Below are 18,292 nucleotides of genomic sequence, written 5' to 3' on the forward strand. Positions count from 1 at the left end.
GGGCGGGCCTCGCGGCGTCTGGTGCGTGCGATCGCAAGGCGGAGGGTCGTCCCGGGACTGGGCGTCCCGGGACGAACCCGACAACGCGGCGAGCGTGCGTGCCAGGCGTCGCGAGGCAGGCGGGAGTTTGACGACAGGACCCAGGGGCGGGGCGCCGCCATGGGCCGGGGCCTGCGGCCGCGTGAGCCGGCTCCAGAACGCTTCTGAAGCGCCCTAGCCGCGGTAGCGGGGCGAGCGGGCCGCCGCGGTCAGCAGCCGGCCGATGTCGTCCGGGTCGAGCGTCAGGGCGGCGCCGGCGGTGCTGAGCACCTCGCGTTCGGCGGGGGTGCAGGGGCCGTCGGCGAGGGCGATCCGGGCGGCCTGGAGGAGCAGCGACTCCCGCCCGGCGGGGGCGAGATGGGGCGCCAGCGGCTCCAGCGCCTCGTGCAGCTCTATGGCCAGCGCGGTACCGCACGGGTCGAGGCCCTGGTGGCCGCAGTGGCCGCCGGTGGCCGCCTCGTAGGTGCCGGTCATCCGGCCGGTGTCGGCTGCGAGGGCGGCGAGGAGGGTGAGCAGCTGGTCCTCGGTGCAGTCGGCGGACCCGGCCGCGCGGACGGCGGCGACCGCGGTGTCGCGGACCGTGCGGGAGGCCGTGCCGCCGGCCGCCAGCAGGGCCAGGGTCAGGGTGTGGACGGCGTCCCGGAGCATCGTGGAGAGCCGTACGGTGGTCGGGTGGTCGAGCGCGTCCAGCCCGAAGTGGCCCCGGCAGGCGGAGCATTCGAGGACCGGGCCGGCGTCGCCGCGGGCGAGGACCGGGATGCCGAGGACGGTGAGGCGGCGCCGGCCGGTGCGGCGGAGGTAGTTGCGGTCGCCGCCGCACTCGGGGCAGAAGAACTCGCCGTCGGCGACGGTCCGCCACGATGTGCGCACCCCCACCACACAGCCGTTGCGCATCACGTCAGTCCTCCGTAACTCCCCCACGCCTCAAGGCCACGGTGGCGCACCCCCGGCCCCGTCGCCGTTCGTTACGTGATGTTAGCCACATCGGTGATGCGCCGTCAGCACCCCGTATCGGACAACGCCCGGCCCGCTGGCCGGAATACCGGCGCCGATGCGTACGAAGTGTGTACGGCACGCGGGACGGCGCCGGAGGGCGCGGGACGGCCCCGCCGCTCCGGGCGGGAGCGGCGGGGCCGTACGGGAGATGCCGCGACCGGGGGTCAGCGCGCCGCGCGGTTGACGGCGGAGACCACGGCCTTGAGGGAGGCGCGGGTGGTGTTGGCGTCGATGCCGATGCCCCACAGCACCTTGCCGTCGATGACGCACTCGATGTACGAGGCGGCCTGCGCGGAGGCGCCCTCGCTCATGGTGTGCTCCTGGTAGTCCAGCAGGCGGGCGTCGATGCCCAGGCCGGCCAGCGCGTGGAAGAACGCGGAGATCGGACCGTTGCCGGAGCCCACCAGGACGGTCTCGGTGCCGTCCACCTCGGCCTCGACGGTGAGGGTGTCGACGCCGTCCTTGTCGGTGGTGGTCTGCCCGGCCCGGACCTGGATACGGCCCCACGGGTTCTGCGGGTTGGGCAGGTACTCGTCCTGGAACACCGACCAGATGGCCGCCGGGGTGACCTCGCCGCCCTCGGCGTCGGTCTTCTCCTGGATGATCCGGGAGAACTCGATCTGCATCCGGCGCGGCAGGTCCAGCTTGTGGTCGTTCTTCAGGACGTAGGCCACACCGCCCTTGCCGGACTGGGAGTTGACGCGGATGACGGCCTCGTAGGAGCGGCCGACGTCCTTGGGGTCGATGGGCAGGTACGGCACCGCCCACTCGATGTCGTCCACCCTCTTGCCCTGGGCGGCCGCGTCGGCCTCCAGCGCGTCGAAGCCCTTCTTGATGGCGTCCTGGTGGGAGCCGGAGAAGGCGGTGTAGACCAGGTCGCCCGCGTAGGGGTGGCGCGGGTGGATCTCCATCTGGTTGCAGTACTCGCTGGCGCGACGGATCTCGTCGATCTGCGAGAAGTCGATCTGCGGGTCGACGCCCTGGGAGAAGAGGTTCATGCCCAGGGTCACCAGGTCGACGTTGCCGGTGCGCTCGCCCTGCCCGAACAGGCAGCCCTCGACGCGGTCCGCGCCGGCCATCACGGCCAGTTCGGCCGCGGCCACCGCCGTCCCGCGGTCGTTGTGCGGATGGGTCGACAGGCAGACGAACTCCCGCCGGCTCAGATTCCGGCTCATCCACTCGAACCGGTCGGCGTGCGTGCTGGGCGTCGAACGCTCCACGGTGGCGGGCAGGTTGAGGATGATCTCGCGGCCCGCCTCGGGCTGCCAGACGTCCATCACCCCCTCGCAGACCTCCAGCGCGAAGTCCAGCTCGGTGTCGGTGAAGATCTCCGGGCTGTACTGGTACCCGAAGACCGTCTCGTCGCCCAGCACCTTGTCCGCGTACTCCATCACCAGCCGCGTGCCGTCCACCGCGATCTGCTTGACCTGCTCCTTCGAGCCGCGGAAGACGACCCGGCGGAAGGTGGGGGCGGTGGCGTTGTAGAGGTGGACGGTGGCCCGCGGGGCGCCGCGCAGCGACTCCACGGTCCGCTCGATCAGTTCCTCGCGCGCCTGCGTCAGGACCGAGATCGTCACGTCCTCGGGGATCGCGCCGTCCTCGATGATCGACCGTACGAACGCGAAGTCCGTCTCGCCGGAGGACGGGAAACCGACCTCGATCTCCTTGTAGCCCATGCGTACCAGCAGGTCGAACATCTCGCGCTTGCGGGCCGGCGACATGGGGTCGATCAGCGCCTGGTTGCCGTCGCGCAGGTCGGTGGAGAGCCAGCGGGGGGCCTTGGTGATCCGCTGCTCCGGCCAGGTGCGCTCGGGCAGGTGCACCGCGTCGAACGGCCGGTACCGGTGGATCGGCATCCCGGACGGCTTCTGCGCGTGGGTGGCGTTGGTGATCGGGGTGGGGCGGCCGACTGGCTGCGACATTGCGTAGGGCTCCTCGGGGAGATCCGTATGACGGCCGACGGTCGAACGCAGCACCAGATCCCGCGGGGAGGGGGTCGGCCTACGACTACAGGCCCTCGCCGCGGCAGCTAAGAAGAAGCAGCCCGAAACGCATGATGCACAGCACGTTAGCGGAGGCGGCGAAGATCCGCAGTCGCGTATCAGTATGCGGGACCGCCGGGACGTAGCGGCGAAATTGCGACCAACCACACGTTTTCGGGAACTTCGGCCGCCGGCAGTGACAGACGCATTACACAATGCCACCGTTTTCCCTATGAAGGAATCCGTGACCCGGAAGCGCACCGCAGCCGCCCCCACCTCGCCGATCTTCTGCACGATCGTCCCGCCGCACATCCTCGGCAGACTCGCCGAGTCCGAGGACCCGCTCCACCACGAGCCCGCCCGCCGCACCCTGGAGCACGACGCCCACCACCGCACCCGCCGCATCGCGCTGACCGCGCAGCTGACCGCCCCACAGGAGGCCCGGGCCGACGCCGACAAGCCGAACCGCACCATCTACGACGCCGGCCACCGGCAGGACCTCCCCGGCACCAAGGTCCACTCCGAGACCGACGGCCCCGCCAAGGACGCCTCCGTCAACCGCGCACAGGCCGGCCTCGGCGCCACCTTCGAGTTCTACCTCAAGGCATACGGCCGCAAGTCCATCGACGGCGCCGGCCTCGCGCTCGACGCCACCGTCCACTACGGCGAGAAGTACGACAACGCCTTCTGGGACGGCCAGCGGATGGTCTTCGGCGACGGCGACGGCACCCTCTTCAAGGACTTCACCATCCCCGTCGACGTCATCGGCCACGAGCTGACCCACGGCGTCACCCAGTACACCGCCGCCCTCGACTACCAGGGCCAGTCCGGCGCCCTCAACGAATCCGTCTCCGACGTCTTCGGCTCCCTGATCAAGCAGTACGCCCTCAAGCAGACCGCCGACCAGGCCGACTGGCTGATCGGCGCGGACCTGCTCGCCCCCGGCGTGCACGGCCAGGCCCTGCGCTCCATGAAGGCCCCCGGCACCGCCTACGACGACCCCAAGCTCGGCAAGGACCCGCAGCCCGCCACCATGGCCGGCTACGTCCAGACCGCCGACGACAACGGCGGCGTCCACCTGAACTCCGGCATCCCCAACCACGCCTTCTACCTCGTCGCCAGCGCCCTCGGCGGCAAGGCGTGGGAGCGCGCCGGCCAGATCTGGTACGACGTCCTGACCGGCGGCCACCTGGCCAAGAACGCCCAGTTCGCCGACTTCGCCAACCTCACCGTCCAGGCCGCCCAGGCCCGTTACGGCGCCTCCGGCAGCGAGCACGAGGCCGTCGTCAAGGCGTGGTCCACGGTCGGCGTGACCGGTAAGTAGCCCGCCCCGGGGAGGGGATGGCCGCCCGCGCGACTATTCCCTCCCCCTCGGGTAGAAGCCCCCCATGCGCATCCACATCCGCCGCACCGGCGGCTTCGCCGGCATCGAGCGGCACGCCGAGATCGACACGGACGACTACCCCGACGCGGCCGAGCTGCAGACCCTGGCCGCACACGCCCTGGCGGCGGCGCACGCGACGCCCCCCGCCGGCGTCCCCGACGGCTTCCGCTACACCCTCACCATCGACGGAAAAACCGCCTACTGCGCGGACCCGCAGCTCACCGACGAACAGCGCGAACTGATCACCCGGGTACTGAAGGAGGGGGCGTAGCGGCACCGGGCCGCGCCGCCCTTGCCCCAACTCCCCTGCCGGACAGATCACTTGAGACCGCGTCTTGCGGCCGCGTGTTGGGGGCGCGCGTTGGGGGCGCATGCCCCTTGACACCGTTACCGGCGACGGGGCCGATGACGGCTCCGCCCCCTCCGACTTCTCCGGCGTCCGGCTGCCGGCCGGTCTGCCGTTCGCGCCTCGGGAGATCGAGGGGCGCCCCCGCACCGACTTCGGTCCACGAGCGGTACGGGGCGAGTGGCTTCCCACGTTGTCGGCTTCCCCGCCGTAGGGGTTCTTGCCGTTTGCGCCTGCGGCGCATTGCTCGTCCGCTGCGCGGGGCTGTCGGGTGCGGTGACGGGCCTCCGGGGGTGGTGTGCCGGACTGCTTCGCTTTACGTCCGGCACACCACCCCCTCCGACCCGCCCCCTCCCGTTGAGGGTCGAATTGCAGGTGAGTTGGGGCTCATATCCGGTGGGCCGGTGCAGGCTCTGGACTGATGGGTGACCGCAATTGTCGGGCGACCGGCACGGGACCACTCAGGCCAGCCCCCACCCACCGTCTTCCATGACCACCCACGGGAGGGGACGGGTCGGAGGGGCAGGGGGTGTGTCCGGACGTAAAGCGAAGCAGTCCGGACCCACCCCCTGCCCCGCAGACCCGGCACCGCACCCAACAGCCCCGCGCAGCGGCCCCGGCGCCGAAGGCGCAAAAGACAGGCGCCGCCAGGCGCAAGCAAGGCGAACCCCTACGGCGGGGCAGCCGACAACGTGGGAAGGCTAAAACCCAAGCTTCCGCAGCTGCTTAGGGTCGCGCTGCCAATCCTTGGCAACCTTGACGTGCAGGTCCAGGAAGACCGGCGTCCCCAGCAACGCCTCGATGTGCTTGCGGGACTTCGTCCCGACTTCCTTCAGGCGCTTGCCCTTGGGGCCGATGATGATCCCCTTCTGGCTGGGGCGCTCGATGTAGACGTTGGCGTGGATGTCGAGCAGCGGCTTGTCGGCGGGGCGGTCCTCGCGGGGCAGCATCTCCTCGACGACGACGGCGATGGAGTGCGGCAGCTCGTCGCGGACGCCCTCCAGCGCGGCCTCGCGGATCAGCTCGGCGACCATGACCTGCTCGGGCTCGTCGGTGAGGTCGCCCTCGGGGTAGAGGGCCGGGCCCTCGGGGAGCAGCGGGACGAGGAGGTCGGCGAGCAGCGACACCTGCTTGTCGCCGACGGCGGAGACCGGGATGATCTCGGCCCACTCGATGCCCAGCTCCTTGCCGAGCTGGTCGATGGCGAGCAGCTGAGTGGCGAGCGCCTTGGAGTCGACCAGGTCGGTCTTGGTGACGATGGCCACCTTGGGGGTCTTCTTGATGTCGGCGAGCTCGCCGGCGATATAGCGGTCGCCGGGGCCGATCTTCTGGTCGGCGGGCAGGCAGAAGCCGATCACGTCGACCTCGGACCAGGTCGTGCGCACCACGTCGTTGAGCCGCTCGCCGAGCAGGGTGCGGGGCTTGTGCAGGCCCGGGGTGTCGACCAGGACCAGCTGGGCATCGGGGCGGTGCACGATGCCGCGGACGGTGTGGCGGGTGGTCTGGGGGCGGTTGGAGGTGATCGCCACCTTCGTCCCGACGAGAGCGTTCGTCAGGGTGGACTTGCCCGCGTTGGGACGGCCGACGAAGCAGGCGAAGCCCGCACGGTGCGGTGCGGTGGAGTCTGTACGAACGCTCATGGCGCCCATTCTCCCCGATCCCCGCGGCCACTCCGACCATCCGGCCGCTTCTGCCGTCGCGGGGCGGGGCGCACGGTGGTGCGGCGCCCCGCCCCGGAGGTCAGGCCGCGGGGCCCGCCGGGACGGTGCCGCGCAGGGTGCCGTCGGGGGCGGCGACCAGGACGGGGGTGTCGGGGCCGCCCAGGTCGCGGACGGCCGCGCGGTCGGCATCGGCGGCCTGTTCGGCGTCGGTGACCACGGCCGCGGCCTCCAGGGACGTGGCGCCGCTGGCGACGGCCATCGCGACGGCGGTCTGCAGCGCGGTGAGCTTCAGGGAGTCGAGGGCGACGGTGCCGGCGACGTAGGTGCGGCCGGTCTCGTCGCGGACGGCGGCGCCCTCGGGGACGCCGTTACGGGCCCGCGCCGAGCGCGCGAGCGTGATGATCTTGCGGTCTTCGGGGTCCAGCGGTGCGACTTCGGTCATACGGGCGAGCATATGCGGGGGCTGGCCCGGGCCGTGGCCTACGGGGGCAGGGCGCGAAAAACGCACGATGGCTGAAGAGTCCGGTTGCCCCGCTCCCCTGTGCCGGGGCACCCGGCTCTCCAGCCAACGTCGTTTCCGGGTCACCGGGTCGCCGGTCACCTCGGTCGGTGGACCGGCACCCCCACCCGGTGCCCGTGTTCGCGATGGCGTCCGGCCGGGCCGGCCTGGCCGGACGCCATTGCGAATTCTGCGGAGAATTTCCCTAAGGTCTTTCCTGAGTTTTCCTGTGCCGTGTGCGGCGGGCCTCTTCGAGCCTCTGCGAGGCTCTTCGGGCCTCTGCGGTGTCAGTAGGGCCGTCGGGCGGCGGGGGCGTCACTGCCGGCCGGGCGGGCCGCCCGGAGCGCCGTCGCGGCGGTGGAGACCAGCGCCGCATTTCTTTCCCGCATTTTCTTCAGCTTCCCTCTGCCGCACAGTGCCGACGCCTTTCCGGCGCCGACTCGAAGATCTTTCCATGGAATTGGTGAGGGAATCCAGGGCTGCCGGAAATGGCCTTGAGGATATTTCCGCTGTACTGGAGATCAGGAGTGGAGTGGGGGCGAATGCCCGGAATTGCGGGTGGTGCGGGCCGGTGGTCCGGCGGTCAGCCGCGGGCGCCGTCACCCTCCGCGTCCGCCGCGCGAACCGGTTCGCAGAGCACCGTGACGATCTTGTTGCGGCGGCCGGCCGGCGACTCGGCGATCAGCCGCAGCGCCTTCAGGTCCGGGTCCGAGGCGTCGTCGGAGAGGTCGATCTCGGCGGTCGCGCCGGCGATCGGGACCCGGCCCAGCTGCTTGGCGAGCAGCCCGCCGACCGTCTCCACGTCCTCGTCGTCCAGCTCCGCCAGGCCGTACAGCTCGCCCAGCGCGCCGATGTCCAGCCGGGCGGTGACGCGGTAGCGGCCGGCGCCCAGGTCTTCCACGGGCGGCAGTTCCCGGTCGTACTCGTCGGTGATCTCGCCGACGATCTCCTCAAGGATGTCCTCGATGGTGACGATGCCGGCGGTGCCGCCGTATTCGTCGATCACCACCGCGACGTGGTTGCGGTCCCGCTGCATCTCGCGCAGCAGATCACCGGCGTTCTTGGTGTCAGGCACGAACACCGCCGGGCGCATCGCCGTGGAGACCAGCTCGCTCTCCGCGTCCCGGCTGATGTGCACCTTGCGGGCGAGGTCCTTGAGGTAGACCACGCCGACGATGTCGTCCTCGTTCTCCCCCGTCACCGGGATTCGGGAGAAACCGGAGCGCAGGGCGAGGGTCAGCGCCTGCCGGATGGTCTTGAAGCGCTCCACGGAGATCAGGTCCGTGCGCGGCACCATCACCTCGCGGACGAGGGTGTCGCCGAGCTGGAAGACCGAGTGCACCATCCGGCGCTCCTCGTCCTCGATCAGCGACTCCTTCTCGGCGAGGTCCACCAGGGACCGCAGCTCCGCCTCGGAGGCGAACGGGCCCTTGCGGAAGCCCTTGCCGGGGGTGAGGGCGTTGCCGAGCAGGATCAGCAGCTGCGGCACCGGGCCCATCACCCGGGCCAGCGGCAGCAGGACGTAGGCCGCCGCGGTGGCGGTGTTGAGCGGGTGCTGGCGGCCGATGGTGCGCGGGGAGACGCCCACGGCGACGTAGGACACCAGCACCATCACCGCGATGGCGACGGTCAGCGCCTGCCAGGTCTCCTCGAAGGACCGCAGGCAGGCGTAGGTGACCAGGGCACCGGCGGCCATCTCGCAGCCGACCCGCACCAGCAGGGCGACGTTGAGGTAGCGGGTGGGGTCGGCGGCCACCGCGGCGAGCTTGGCGCTGCCGCGGCGGCCGGAGCGGACCGCCTCCTCGGCGCGGAAGCTCGTCGTGCGGGTCAGTCCGGCCTCCGCGCAGGCGGCGAGCCAGGCGATCACGACGAGCAGTACCGCGACGGCGATCAGGGTGGTCATCGCGCGTCCCGTCAGGTCACGGTCGGGGCCGGCGAGGGGCCCGTCATGCCGCGCTCGGCCCGCCAGCCGTCGACGATCGCGGCCTGCAGGCCGAACATCTCGGCCTTCTCGTCCGGCTCCTCGTGGTCGTAGCCGAGCAGGTGCAGCACGCCGTGGACGGTGAGCAGCTGGAGCTCCTCGTCCATGCTGTGCGCCGTGGGGGCCGCCGCGCCCTGCTGTGCGGCGACCTCGGGGCACAGCACGATGTCACCGAGGAGTCCCTGCGGGGGCTCCTCCTCGTCCTTGGACGGCGGCCGCAACTCGTCCATCGGGAAGGACATGACGTCCGTCGGGCCGGGGAGGTCCATCCACTGGAGGTGGAGCTGCTCCATGGCCTCGGCGTCCACGACGATGACGGACAGCTCGGAGAGCGGGTGGATCCGCATCCGGGCCAGGGCATAGCGGGCGACGTCCAGGATCGCCTGCTCGTCGATGTCCGTACCGGACTCGTTGTTGACGTCGATCGACATGGGAAAGGTCAGGTCTCGCTTCTTGGTCGTGCGGCGCGGGCTACTGGCCGTTGCGGCTGTCGTACTTCTCGTAGGCGTCGACAATACGGCCGACGAGCTTGTGCCGGACCACGTCCCTGCTGGTCAGCTCGGCGAAGTGCACATCGTCGACGCCGGTCAGGATCTCCCGGACCTGGCGCAGACCGCTCTTGGTGCCGCCGGGCAGATCGATCTGGGTGACGTCGCCGGTGATGACTATCTTCGAGTCGAAGCCGAGCCGGGTGAGGAACATCTTCATCTGCTCGGGGTTGGTGTTCTGTGCCTCGTCGAGAATGATGAAGGCGTCGTTGAGCGTCCGGCCGCGCATGTACGCCAGCGGTGCGACCTCGATCGTGCCCGCCGCCATCAGGCGGGGGATGGAGTCGGGGTCGAGCATGTCGTGCAGCGCGTCGTAGAGCGGGCGCAGATACGGGTCGATCTTCTCGTAGAGGGTGCCGGGCAGGAAGCCCAGGCGCTCGCCGGCCTCGACCGCGGGGCGGGTCAGGATGATGCGGTTGACCTGCTTGGCCTGGAGGGCCTGGACGGCCTTGGCCATGGCGAGGTAGGTCTTGCCGGTGCCGGCCGGTCCGATCCCGAAGACGACGGTGTGCTGGTCGATGGCGTCGACATAGCGCTTCTGGTTGAGGGTCTTGGGGCGGATGGTGCGGCCGCGGTTGGAGAGGATGTTCTGGGTGAGCACCTCGGCGGGGGTCTCGCCCGCCGCTCCCTCGCCGTTCTCCGCCGCGCGCAGCATGGCGATGGAGCGTTCCACTGCGTCCTCCGTCATCGGTTGTCCGGTGCGGAGCACCAGCATCATCTCGTCGAACAGGCGCTGGACCAGGGCGACTTCCCGGGCGTCGCCGACCGCGCTGACCTCGTTGCCCCGGACGTGGATGTCGGTGGCGGGGAAGGCGTCCTCGATCACACGCAGGAGCGAGTCGCCGGACCCCAGGACCGTCACCATCGGGTGCTTGGCCGGGACCGTGAACTGGGCGCTCGCCTGCGCTCGTGTGGGTGTCTGCGTCATGGGTGGGCCGGGTGGCCTGCTCAACCCCCATCCTTTGCTCATCACAGGTGCGGACCGCGGCAGCGGTGCCCGCACTGGCTCCTTGCGCTACCAGAGTACGACGGGGGACTGACAAGCCGGTCGGCTTTTCCGGGGCGGCCGCGGGGGCACCGCGGGCCGGGGCGTTCAGGCCGGGCGGCGGAAGCCGATCGTGGGGACCGCGCGGGCCAGTGGCGCGGGCCCGGCCGGCCGCGCGCGGTCCGCCGCCCCCGTGGCACCGAGGCTCACGCCCGGCTCGGGCAGCACGGCCTCCAGGAAGGCGTACTGGCGGGCCAGCCCGGCGGCCGCCTCGGAGGCGCAGGCCCGGACCCTGCTCCACCAGGCGGCGATCTCCGCCCATCCGGGGGCGGAGAGCGAACCGCCGAACTCCTGCACCGACAGGGCGGCGCTCAGCCCGGCGAAGGCCAGTCGGTCGGCCAGCGGCCAGCCGGCGAGGGTGCCGGTGACGAAGCCGGCGACGAAGACGTCCCCGGCGCCGGTCGGGTCCAGCGCCTCCACCGCGATGGCGGGCACCTCGGCGCACTCGCCGGTGCGGCCGTCCACCGCGTAGGCGCCCTGCGCGCCGAGCGTGACGACGGCGAGCGGGACCAGGTCGGCGAGCTTGCGGGCGGCGGCGCGCGGGCACTCGGTGCGGGTGTAGCGCATCGCCTCCTCGGCGTTGGGCAGGAACGCCTCGCAGTGCTCCAGGTCGGCGAGGTCGGACGGGTCCCAGCGGCCGGTGTCGTCCCAGCCGACGTCGGCGAAGATCCGGCTGCCGCGGCCGGCCGCACAGCCCAGCCAGCCCTCCCGGCGGCCGGGGACGAGCGAGGCGACGCAGGCCCGGGTCGGCGGCGGGCAGCCGGGGGCGTGCCCGCCGTCGAAGGCATCCTCCGGCGGCGGTGCCTCGTGGCCGTGCGAGACCATGGTGCGCTCGCCCTCGTAGGCCATCGAGACGGTCACCGGGGAGTGCCAGCCCGGAATCCGGCGCGAGAGCGCCAGGTCGATGCCCTCGCCCTGTTCCAGCGCCTCCCAGCAGTACTCGCCGTACATGTCGTCGCCGAACGCGGCGGCCAGGGAGGTGCGCAGGCCGAGCCGGGCCAGTGCGGTGGCCATGTTGGCGACGCCGCCGGGGCTGGAGCCCATACCGCGGGCCCAGGATTCGGTGCCACGGACCGGCGCGGAGTCCAGGCCGGTGAAGATGATGTCGAGGAAGACGGTGCCGGTGAGGTAGACGTCGGTGGGCGGATCGTCCGCGCGGCGCAGCGCGGCCAGCGGATCGAGGCCCGGCGGTGCGGCGACCGGCCCGGCGGGCGGTTGGACATCGCGTCGGCCAGCGTTCACCGCGCTCGCCCCTCTCGTACTCAACTCGTGCCGCAAGTGTGCCTGATGCTGCGGTACGTTCCGCCCCATGAGGCTCTCCATTCTCGGTGGTGGCGGCTTCCGGGTCCCGCTGGTCTACCGCGCACTGCTGGCCGACCCGGCACGCTCCGTCTCCGAGCTGACGCTCTACGACACCGATCCCCGCCGGGTCGCGGTCATCTCCGACGTGCTCTCCCGGCTGGCACGGGGCCGTACCGATCCGGTACCCGTACGAGTGGCGGGAACTCTCGACGCGGCGCTGACCGGAGCCGACTTCGTCTTCTCCGCCATACGGGTCGGCGGTACCGCGGGCCGCATCCGGGACGAGCGGATCCCGCTGGCGGAGGGCGTGCTGGGCCAGGAGACGGTGGGGGCGGGCGGGGTCCTCTACGGGCTGCGGACGGTCCCGGTGGCGCTGCACATCGCCGAGCGGGTCGCGGCGCTCTCCCCGGGTGCCTGGGTCATCAACTTCACCAATCCGGCGGGGATGGTGACCGAGGCGATGGCGGAGGTGCTGGGCGACCGGGTCGTCGGGATCTGCGACTCACCGGTGGGGCTGGTGCGCCGGGCGGCGCGGGCGGCCGGCGCGGACCCGGCCGTCCTGGAGGACCCGGCGCGGTCCGGCTACGACTACGTGGGGCTCAACCACCTCGGCTGGCTGCGGTCGTTGACCCTCGACGGCACCGATGTGCTGCCGGGCCTCCTGGACGATGTGCCGGCCCTGGGCTCCTTCGAGGAGGGCCGGCTCTTCGGCCCGGAGTGGCTCCGCGTCCTCGGCGCCCTCCCCAACGAGTATCTGCACTACTACTACTTCCGCCGGGAGACCCTGCACTCCGTACGGGACACCGCGGAGACCCGCGGGGAGTTCCTGGACCGGCAGCAGGGCGGCTTCTTCGAGCAGGCCGCGGCGGCCGGCTCCCCGGACGCGGTGTACGACCTGTGGGAGCGGACCCGGCTGGAGCGCGAGGAGACGTACATGGCGCACAGCCGGGAGGCGACCGGCGGCTGGCAGCGGGACAGCCACGACCTGGAGGGCGGCGGCTACGACCGGGTGGCGCTGGCCCTGATGCACGCCATCGCCGGCGACTCCGGCCGCCGGCTGATCCTCAACGTCCGCAACGGGACGACGGTGCCGCAGCTGCCGCCGGACGCCATCGTGGAGACGGTGTGCGAGGTGACCGCCAAGGGCCCCCGGCCGCTGCCCTGTGCACCGCTGCGCGAGGACCAGTTGGGCCTGATGCTGCAGATCAAGGCCGTCGAACGCGCCACGGTCGCGGCCGCCCTCTTCAAGGACCGCGACGCGGCGCTCCGGGCCCTGGCCCTGCACCCCCTGGTGGACTCCCCGGCGGTGGCCGCCCGCATCCTGCAACGGGCGGCGGAGGGCCCGTAGGCGGCGGGCCGGGGGCACGCGCCGCGGCCGCCCGCCTCGGGAATTCCCACCGCCCCCGGCACGTTGTGGCCCCGCAGGGGGCGCCGCGGCCCCCTACGGGATCTGTTCGCCCGGCCCGTAAGGAACCCCCCACCGCGGCCCGGGCTGCCCCCTCAGTGCCCCCGGGCGACCCACTCCGCCAGGTGGGGGGCCTCCTCGCCGATGGTCGTCGGGTCGCCGTGGCCGGTGCGGACGACGGTCCGCGGCGGCAGGGTCAGCAGCCGGTCGCGGATCGAGTCGACGATCGTCGGGAAGTCGGAGAACGACCGGCCGGTGGCGCCGGGGCCGCCCTGGAAGAGGGTGTCGCCGGTGAAGACGGTGTTCAGGTCGGGGGCGTGCAGACAGACCGCGCCGGGCGCGTGGCCGGGGGTGTGCAGCACCGTCAGGTCGGTACCGGCGATGGTCAGCACCTGGCCGTCCGACAGGTCCCCGTCGGGGGCGGTGTCCGGGTGGGTCAGCTTCCACAGCGGCAGGTCGTCGCGGTGCAGCAGGATCCGCGCCCCGGTGCGGGCGGCGAGCGCCGGTGCCGCGTCGATGTGGTCGTTGTGCGCGTGGGTGCAGATGATCGCGCGCAGGGTGCGCCCGTCGAGGGCCCGGAGGATGGCGTCGGCGTCGTGGGCGGCGTCGATGACCACGGCCTCCGACCCGTCGCCGACGATCCACACGTTGTTGTCGACGTCCCAGGTGCCGCCGTCCAGCGAGAACGTCCCCGAGGTGACGAGGTGGTCGATGCGGGCGGTCATCAGAGCACCACCACCGAACGCAGCACGTCGCCGGCGTGCATCCGGTCGAAGGCCCGCTCCACCTCGTCGATGCCGATGGTCTCGGTGACGAACGCGCCGAGGTCGATCCGGCCCTGCTGGTGGAGGTCGATCAGCATCGGGAAGTCCCGGGACGGCAGGCAGTCGCCGTACCACGAGGACTTCAGGGCGCCGCCGCGGCCGAAGACGTCCAGGAGGGGGAGTTCCAGGGTCATCTCGGGGGTGGGCACGCCCACCAGGACGACGGTGCCGGCGAGGTCGCGGGCGTAGAACGCCTGCCGGTAGGTCTCCGGGTGGCCGACCGCCTCGATGACGACGTCCGCGCCGAAGCCGCCGGTCAGCTCGCGGACGGCCGCGACGGGGTCGGTGGTACGGGAGTTGACGGTGTGGGTGGCCCCCATGGCGCGGGCCTGCTCCAGCTTCCGGTCGTCGATGTCGACGGCGATGATCCTGGCCGCGCCGGCCAGCCGGGCGCCGACCACCGCCGCATCGCCGACGCCGCCGCAGCCGATGACCGCGACCGAGTCGCCGCGGCCGACCCCGCCGGTGTTGATCGCGGCGCCGAGGCCGGCCATCACCCCGCAGCCCAGCAGCCCCGCGACGGCCGGCGAGACGCCCGGGTCGACCTTGGTGCACTGGCCGGCGGCGACCAGCGTCTTGTCGGCGAACGCCCCGATGCCCAGCGCCGGCGTCAGCTCCGTGCCGTCCTTGAGCGTCATCTTCTGCCGGGCGTTGTGGGTGTCGAAGCAGTACTGGGGCCGGCCGCGCAGGCACGCCCGGCAGGAGCCGCACACCGCGCGCCAGTTGAGGACGACGAAGTCCCCGGGGGCGACGTCGGTGACGCCCTCGCCGACCGACTCCACCACCCCGGACGCCTCGTGGCCGAGCAGGAACGGGAAGTCGTCGTTGATCGCGCCCTGCTTGTAGTGCAGGTCGGTGTGGCACACCCCGCACGCCTGCACCTTCACCACGGCCTCGCCGGGCCCGGGATCGGGCACCAGGATCGTCTCCAGCCGGACCGCTTCGTTCTTCCCCGGCGCCACGACGCCGCGCACTTCCTGTGCCATCGGTACCGCCCCTCTTCGAAGATCACGTAGGGGACCACTGTGGCGCACCACCACCCGGTCGTGCCACACCGTACGGGGACGAAACGGCCACGCGCAGGACCGCGGCCACGGCCACCCCTTGGCGTTCGCCCCCCCTTGCGGACAGCACCCACGGATCGGGACGGAGACCGAAGGCCACACCCAAGCGCCCTCAAGGGCCGCGCACAACGGTCAAGTTGGGCAACCACATCACGCCACACTTTGCCAATACTTTAATCTTCGCGCGTAGAGGGCCGTGCGCCACCTCTGTTACATCTACCCGGGACCACCCCCACGCTTTTCCCAAGGAGCCGCGCATGCCCCGTCCCGCCCTCTCCCGCCGTGTCCGTCTGGGCGGTGCGCTGGCCGCCGCCCTCGTCGCCGGCACCGCGGTGTTCGGCGCCGGCCAGGCCACCGCCGAGCACTCCGTGCCGCGGACCGACAAGGAGATCCCCAACCTCACCCAGGTCGAGGACAAGATCAAGGCGTACTACGGCGACACGGTGACGGCCGACGGCGAGCACTACGCCTCCCCCACCAGCAACTACGCCCGCCAGGTCCGCGGCATAGAGGCCAAGGCGCGCGCCTACCTGGCCGGCGCGCTCGCCAAGAAGGGCACCGGGAAGGCCAAGCCGGCCATCGTCCTGGACATGGACGACACCACCCTGCTGACCTACAACTACGAGCTGAAGGTCGGCTTCAACTTCACCCCCAAGTCCCAGGACGAGTACCTGGAGCACACGGACATGGCCGCGGTCTTCGGGATGAACGACCTGGTGAACTGGGCCCACAAGAAGGGCGCCGAGGTCTTCTTCCTCACCGGGCGCAAGGAGGCGCAGCGCGACTGGAGCGTGCGCAACCTCAAGAACGTCGGCTACGACGTCCCGCTCGACCGCGCCCACGTCTACCTGCGCGACAAGGAGCACCCGCCCGTCTACCTGCCGTGCGGCTCGACCTGCTCGACGACCGACTTCAAGTCCGGCACCCGCCGGCACATCGAGTCCCTCGGCTACCGCGTCGTCGCCAACTTCGGCGATCAGTACAGCGACCTGGCGGGCGGCGCCGCGGCCCGCACCTTCAAGCTGCCGAACCCGATGTACTACCTGCCGTGAGCGGCGGCCCCGGCGCCCTCCTCAGGGCGCCGGGGTCCACCCGGGGTTCAGCGCCTCTTGGGGAGCGGCACCCGCTGCAGGTCCTTGGCGATGGTGAGTTCGCCGGTGAAGCCCGCCGCGCGCGCCTGCCGCGCGAAGTCCTCGGGGTCGGCGTAGCGCTGCGAGAAGTGCGTGAGCACCAGGTGGCGCACGCCGGCTCCGGCGGCCACCCGGGCCGCCTGCCCGGCCGTCAAGTGCCCGTGTTCCTCGGCGAGTCGGATGTCCTCGTCGAGGAAGGTGGACTCGATCACCAGCATGTCCACCCCCTCGGCGAGCGCGTACACACCGTCGCACAGCCGGGTGTCCATGACGAAGGCGAAGCTCTGGCCGGGCCGCACCTCGCTGACGTCGTCGAGGGTGACGCCGTTCAGCTCGCCGGCCCGCTGCAGGCGGCCGACGTCCGGTCCGGCGATGCCGTGGGCGGCCAGCCGCTCGGGGAGCATCCGCCGGCCGTCCGGCTCGGTGAGGCGGTAGCCGTACGACTCGACCGGGTGCGAGAGCCGGCGTCCCTGGAGGACGTAGCCCTTGGCGCGGTCCAGTTCACCGTCGGCGGAGACCGGCCGCTGGGCGATCCGGACCGTCTCGCGGTAGGCGGTGGCGTACCGCAGCCGCTCGAAGAACCGCTCGCCGCTGGCCGGGTAGTGCGCGGTCACCGGATGCGGCACCCGGTCGAGGTTGATCCGCTGGATCACCCCGGCCAGGCCCAGCGAGTGGTCGCCGTGGAAGTGGGTGATGCAGATCCGGTTGATGTCGTGGGCGGCCACCCCGGCCCGCAGCATCTGGCGCTGGGTGCCCTCACCGGGGTCGAAGAGCAGCCCCTGGCCGTCCCACCGCAGCAGATAGCCGTTGTGGTTGCGGTGCCGGGTGGGGACCTGGCTGGCGGTCCCGAGGACGACCAGTTCGCGTACCGACATGGCTCGTTATCCGGGGGGCCACTGGAGGCCGCGGCCGCCGAGGATGTGCAGATGGGCGTGGAAGACGGTCTGGCCGGCGCCGGAGCCGGTGTTGAAGACGACTCGGAAGCCGGACTCCTCGATCTCCTCCGCGGCCGCGACCTCGCGGGACTCGCACAGTATGTCGGCGATCACCTTCGGCTCGGCCGCGGCGAGCTCCGCCGCGTTCGGGTAGTGGGCCTTGGGGATCACCAGGACGTGCGTCGGCGCCTGGGGGTTGATGTCGCGGAACGCGACGGTGGTCTCGGTCTCGCGGACGATCGTCGCCGGTACCTCACCCGCCACGATCTTGCAGAACAGGCAGTCGGCCTGCGGTTCTCCCGCCACCGGTGGACTCCTCCCGGGTCGCGCGGCATGCGCCGTACGCACCGTGCGTACGCCCTCCGGATGCTAGCCGATCACCCCGGCGGGTCCCCGGGGCGGCCCGTGGGCGCCCCCGCGGCCGGTCGCCCGGATCGCGGCCCGGCAGACCCTAAGCTGATCTCTCAGACCGCATCGGCCCCACAAACGGGAGTTATGCACCATGGCAACCACGCGCACCGCCACGACCCACTGGGAGGGCAACCTCCTCCAGGGCAAGGGCACCGTCGCCCTGGAGTCCTCCAAGGTCGGCACCTACGACGTGAACTGGCCCGCCCGCGCGGAGCAGCCGAACGGCGTCACCAGCCCCGAGGAGCTGATCGCGGCGGCCCACTCCTCCTGCTACTCGATGGCCTTCTCGCACGGCCTGGCCGGCAAGGGCCACACCGTCGAGAGCCTCGACACCCGGGCCGACGTCACGTTCCAGCCCGGCGAGGGCATCACCGGCATCGTCCTGACCGTCAAGGCCCGCGTCCCCGGCCTCTCCGAGCCGGACTTCCAGGCCGCGGCCGAGGACGCCAAGAAGAACTGCCCGGTCAGCCAGGCCCTCGCGGGCGTCAAGAACATCACCCTCCAGGCCGAACTCCTCTCCTGACCCCTCTCCTGACGGGACGCCACCAGCCCAACACAGGCTCCTGACCTGACCGTTGCCCGTCAGAGGACCACTCGGCCCAGCCCCCACCCACCGTCTTCATGACCCCCAACGGGAGGGGACGGGCCGGAGGGGGTGGTGTGCCGGACGTAAAGCGAAGCAGTCCGGCACACCACCCCCGCAGGCCCGTCACCGCACCCAACAGCCCCGCGCAGCGGAC

At 71.8% G+C, this 18,292-nt stretch carries 17 protein-coding genes; 5 read left to right on the forward strand and 12 right to left on the reverse strand.

The features are described 5' to 3' along the window. Nucleotides 1-213: 213 nt before the first annotated feature. On the reverse strand, nt 214-933 hold the full coding sequence (locus B073_RS0110150) for a TerB family tellurite resistance protein (protein ID WP_018537985.1): 720 nt from the start codon (nt 931-933) through the stop codon (nt 214-216). 266 nt (nt 934-1,199) lie between these two features. Continuing rightward, complete coding sequence (gene leuA / locus B073_RS0110155) at nt 1,200-2,957, reverse strand: 2-isopropylmalate synthase (RefSeq protein ID WP_018537986.1); 1,758 nt, start codon at nt 2,955-2,957, stop codon at nt 1,200-1,202. Nucleotides 2,958-3,249: 292 nt separating this feature from the next. On the opposite strand from leuA, the gene B073_RS0110160 reads away from it, so the two are divergent. Next, nucleotides 3,250-4,341, forward strand: coding sequence for a M4 family metallopeptidase (locus B073_RS0110160; RefSeq protein WP_051093971.1), 1,092 nt, complete (start codon nt 3,250-3,252; stop codon nt 4,339-4,341). Nucleotides 4,342-4,405: 64 nt separating this feature from the next. Next, complete coding sequence (locus B073_RS0110165) at nt 4,406-4,672, forward strand: protealysin inhibitor emfourin (RefSeq protein ID WP_018537988.1); 267 nt, start codon at nt 4,406-4,408, stop codon at nt 4,670-4,672. 776 nt (nt 4,673-5,448) lie between these two features. On the opposite strand, the gene era is transcribed toward B073_RS0110165, so the two are convergent. The 6 genes from era to B073_RS0110195 form a co-directional block, all read right to left on the reverse strand. After that, the gene (gene era, locus B073_RS0110170; RefSeq protein ID WP_026247238.1) at nt 5,449-6,387 is read right to left on the reverse strand and encodes a GTPase Era; all 939 of its coding nucleotides are present in this window, start codon (nt 6,385-6,387) and stop codon (nt 5,449-5,451) included. 100 nt (nt 6,388-6,487) lie between these two features. After that, the gene (locus B073_RS0110175) at nt 6,488-6,850 is read right to left on the reverse strand and encodes a hypothetical protein (protein ID WP_037811393.1); all 363 of its coding nucleotides are present in this window, start codon (nt 6,848-6,850) and stop codon (nt 6,488-6,490) included. A 640-nt stretch (nt 6,851-7,490) separates the two neighbouring features. After that, nucleotides 7,491-8,810 (reverse strand): hemolysin family protein, encoded by a 1,320-nt coding sequence (locus tag B073_RS0110180; RefSeq protein WP_018537991.1) that lies wholly within the window; start codon nt 8,808-8,810, stop codon nt 7,491-7,493. Nucleotides 8,811-8,821: 11 nt separating this feature from the next. Then, complete coding sequence (ybeY, locus tag B073_RS0110185; RefSeq protein WP_018537992.1) at nt 8,822-9,319, reverse strand: rRNA maturation RNase YbeY; 498 nt, start codon at nt 9,317-9,319, stop codon at nt 8,822-8,824. 40 nt (nt 9,320-9,359) lie between these two features. Then, a complete protein-coding gene (locus B073_RS0110190) occupies nt 9,360-10,364 on the reverse strand; it encodes a PhoH family protein (RefSeq protein WP_018537993.1) in 1,005 nt (334 codons plus the stop codon). A gap of 165 nt (nt 10,365-10,529) precedes the next feature. Continuing rightward, on the reverse strand, nt 10,530-11,723 hold the full coding sequence (locus B073_RS0110195) for a carbohydrate kinase family protein (protein ID WP_018537994.1): 1,194 nt from the start codon (nt 11,721-11,723) through the stop codon (nt 10,530-10,532). Nucleotides 11,724-11,790: 67 nt separating this feature from the next. On the opposite strand from B073_RS0110195, the gene B073_RS0110200 reads away from it, so the two are divergent. After that, nucleotides 11,791-13,131: a 6-phospho-beta-glucosidase gene (locus B073_RS0110200; protein WP_018537995.1), complete on the forward strand. Its 1,341-nt coding sequence runs from the start codon at nt 11,791-11,793 to the stop codon at nt 13,129-13,131. Between the two features lie 152 nt (nt 13,132-13,283). Here B073_RS0110200 and B073_RS0110205 read toward each other — a convergent pair whose 3' ends face one another. Next, nucleotides 13,284-13,913: an MBL fold metallo-hydrolase gene (locus B073_RS0110205; RefSeq protein ID WP_018537996.1), complete on the reverse strand. Its 630-nt coding sequence runs from the start codon at nt 13,911-13,913 to the stop codon at nt 13,284-13,286. After that, entirely contained in the window at nt 13,913-14,998 is a 1,086-nt protein-coding gene (locus tag B073_RS0110210; protein WP_018537997.1) for an S-(hydroxymethyl)mycothiol dehydrogenase, read from the reverse strand. Before B073_RS0110210 ends, B073_RS0110205 begins: the two co-directional genes overlap by 1 nt. Before the next feature lie 335 nt (nt 14,999-15,333). Between B073_RS0110210 and B073_RS0110215 the strand changes: the two genes are divergently transcribed. After that, nucleotides 15,334-16,128: an HAD family acid phosphatase gene (locus B073_RS0110215; RefSeq protein ID WP_018537998.1), complete on the forward strand. Its 795-nt coding sequence runs from the start codon at nt 15,334-15,336 to the stop codon at nt 16,126-16,128. A 47-nt stretch (nt 16,129-16,175) separates the two neighbouring features. On the opposite strand, the gene B073_RS0110220 is transcribed toward B073_RS0110215, so the two are convergent. Next, entirely contained in the window at nt 16,176-17,081 is a 906-nt protein-coding gene (locus B073_RS0110220) for a ribonuclease Z (RefSeq protein WP_018537999.1), read from the reverse strand. Nucleotides 17,082-17,087: 6 nt separating this feature from the next. Further along, nucleotides 17,088-17,447 (reverse strand): histidine triad nucleotide-binding protein, encoded by a 360-nt coding sequence (locus B073_RS0110225; protein WP_018538000.1) that lies wholly within the window; start codon nt 17,445-17,447, stop codon nt 17,088-17,090. A gap of 196 nt (nt 17,448-17,643) precedes the next feature. Between B073_RS0110225 and B073_RS0110230 the strand changes: the two genes are divergently transcribed. Next, nucleotides 17,644-18,075 (forward strand): OsmC family protein, encoded by a 432-nt coding sequence (locus tag B073_RS0110230; protein ID WP_018538001.1) that lies wholly within the window; start codon nt 17,644-17,646, stop codon nt 18,073-18,075. Nucleotides 18,076-18,292: the final 217 nt, after the last annotated feature.

It is taken from the genome of Streptomyces sp. MspMP-M5, assembly GCF_000373585.1.
Taxonomy (GTDB): Bacteria; Actinomycetota; Actinomycetes; order Streptomycetales; family Streptomycetaceae; genus Streptomyces.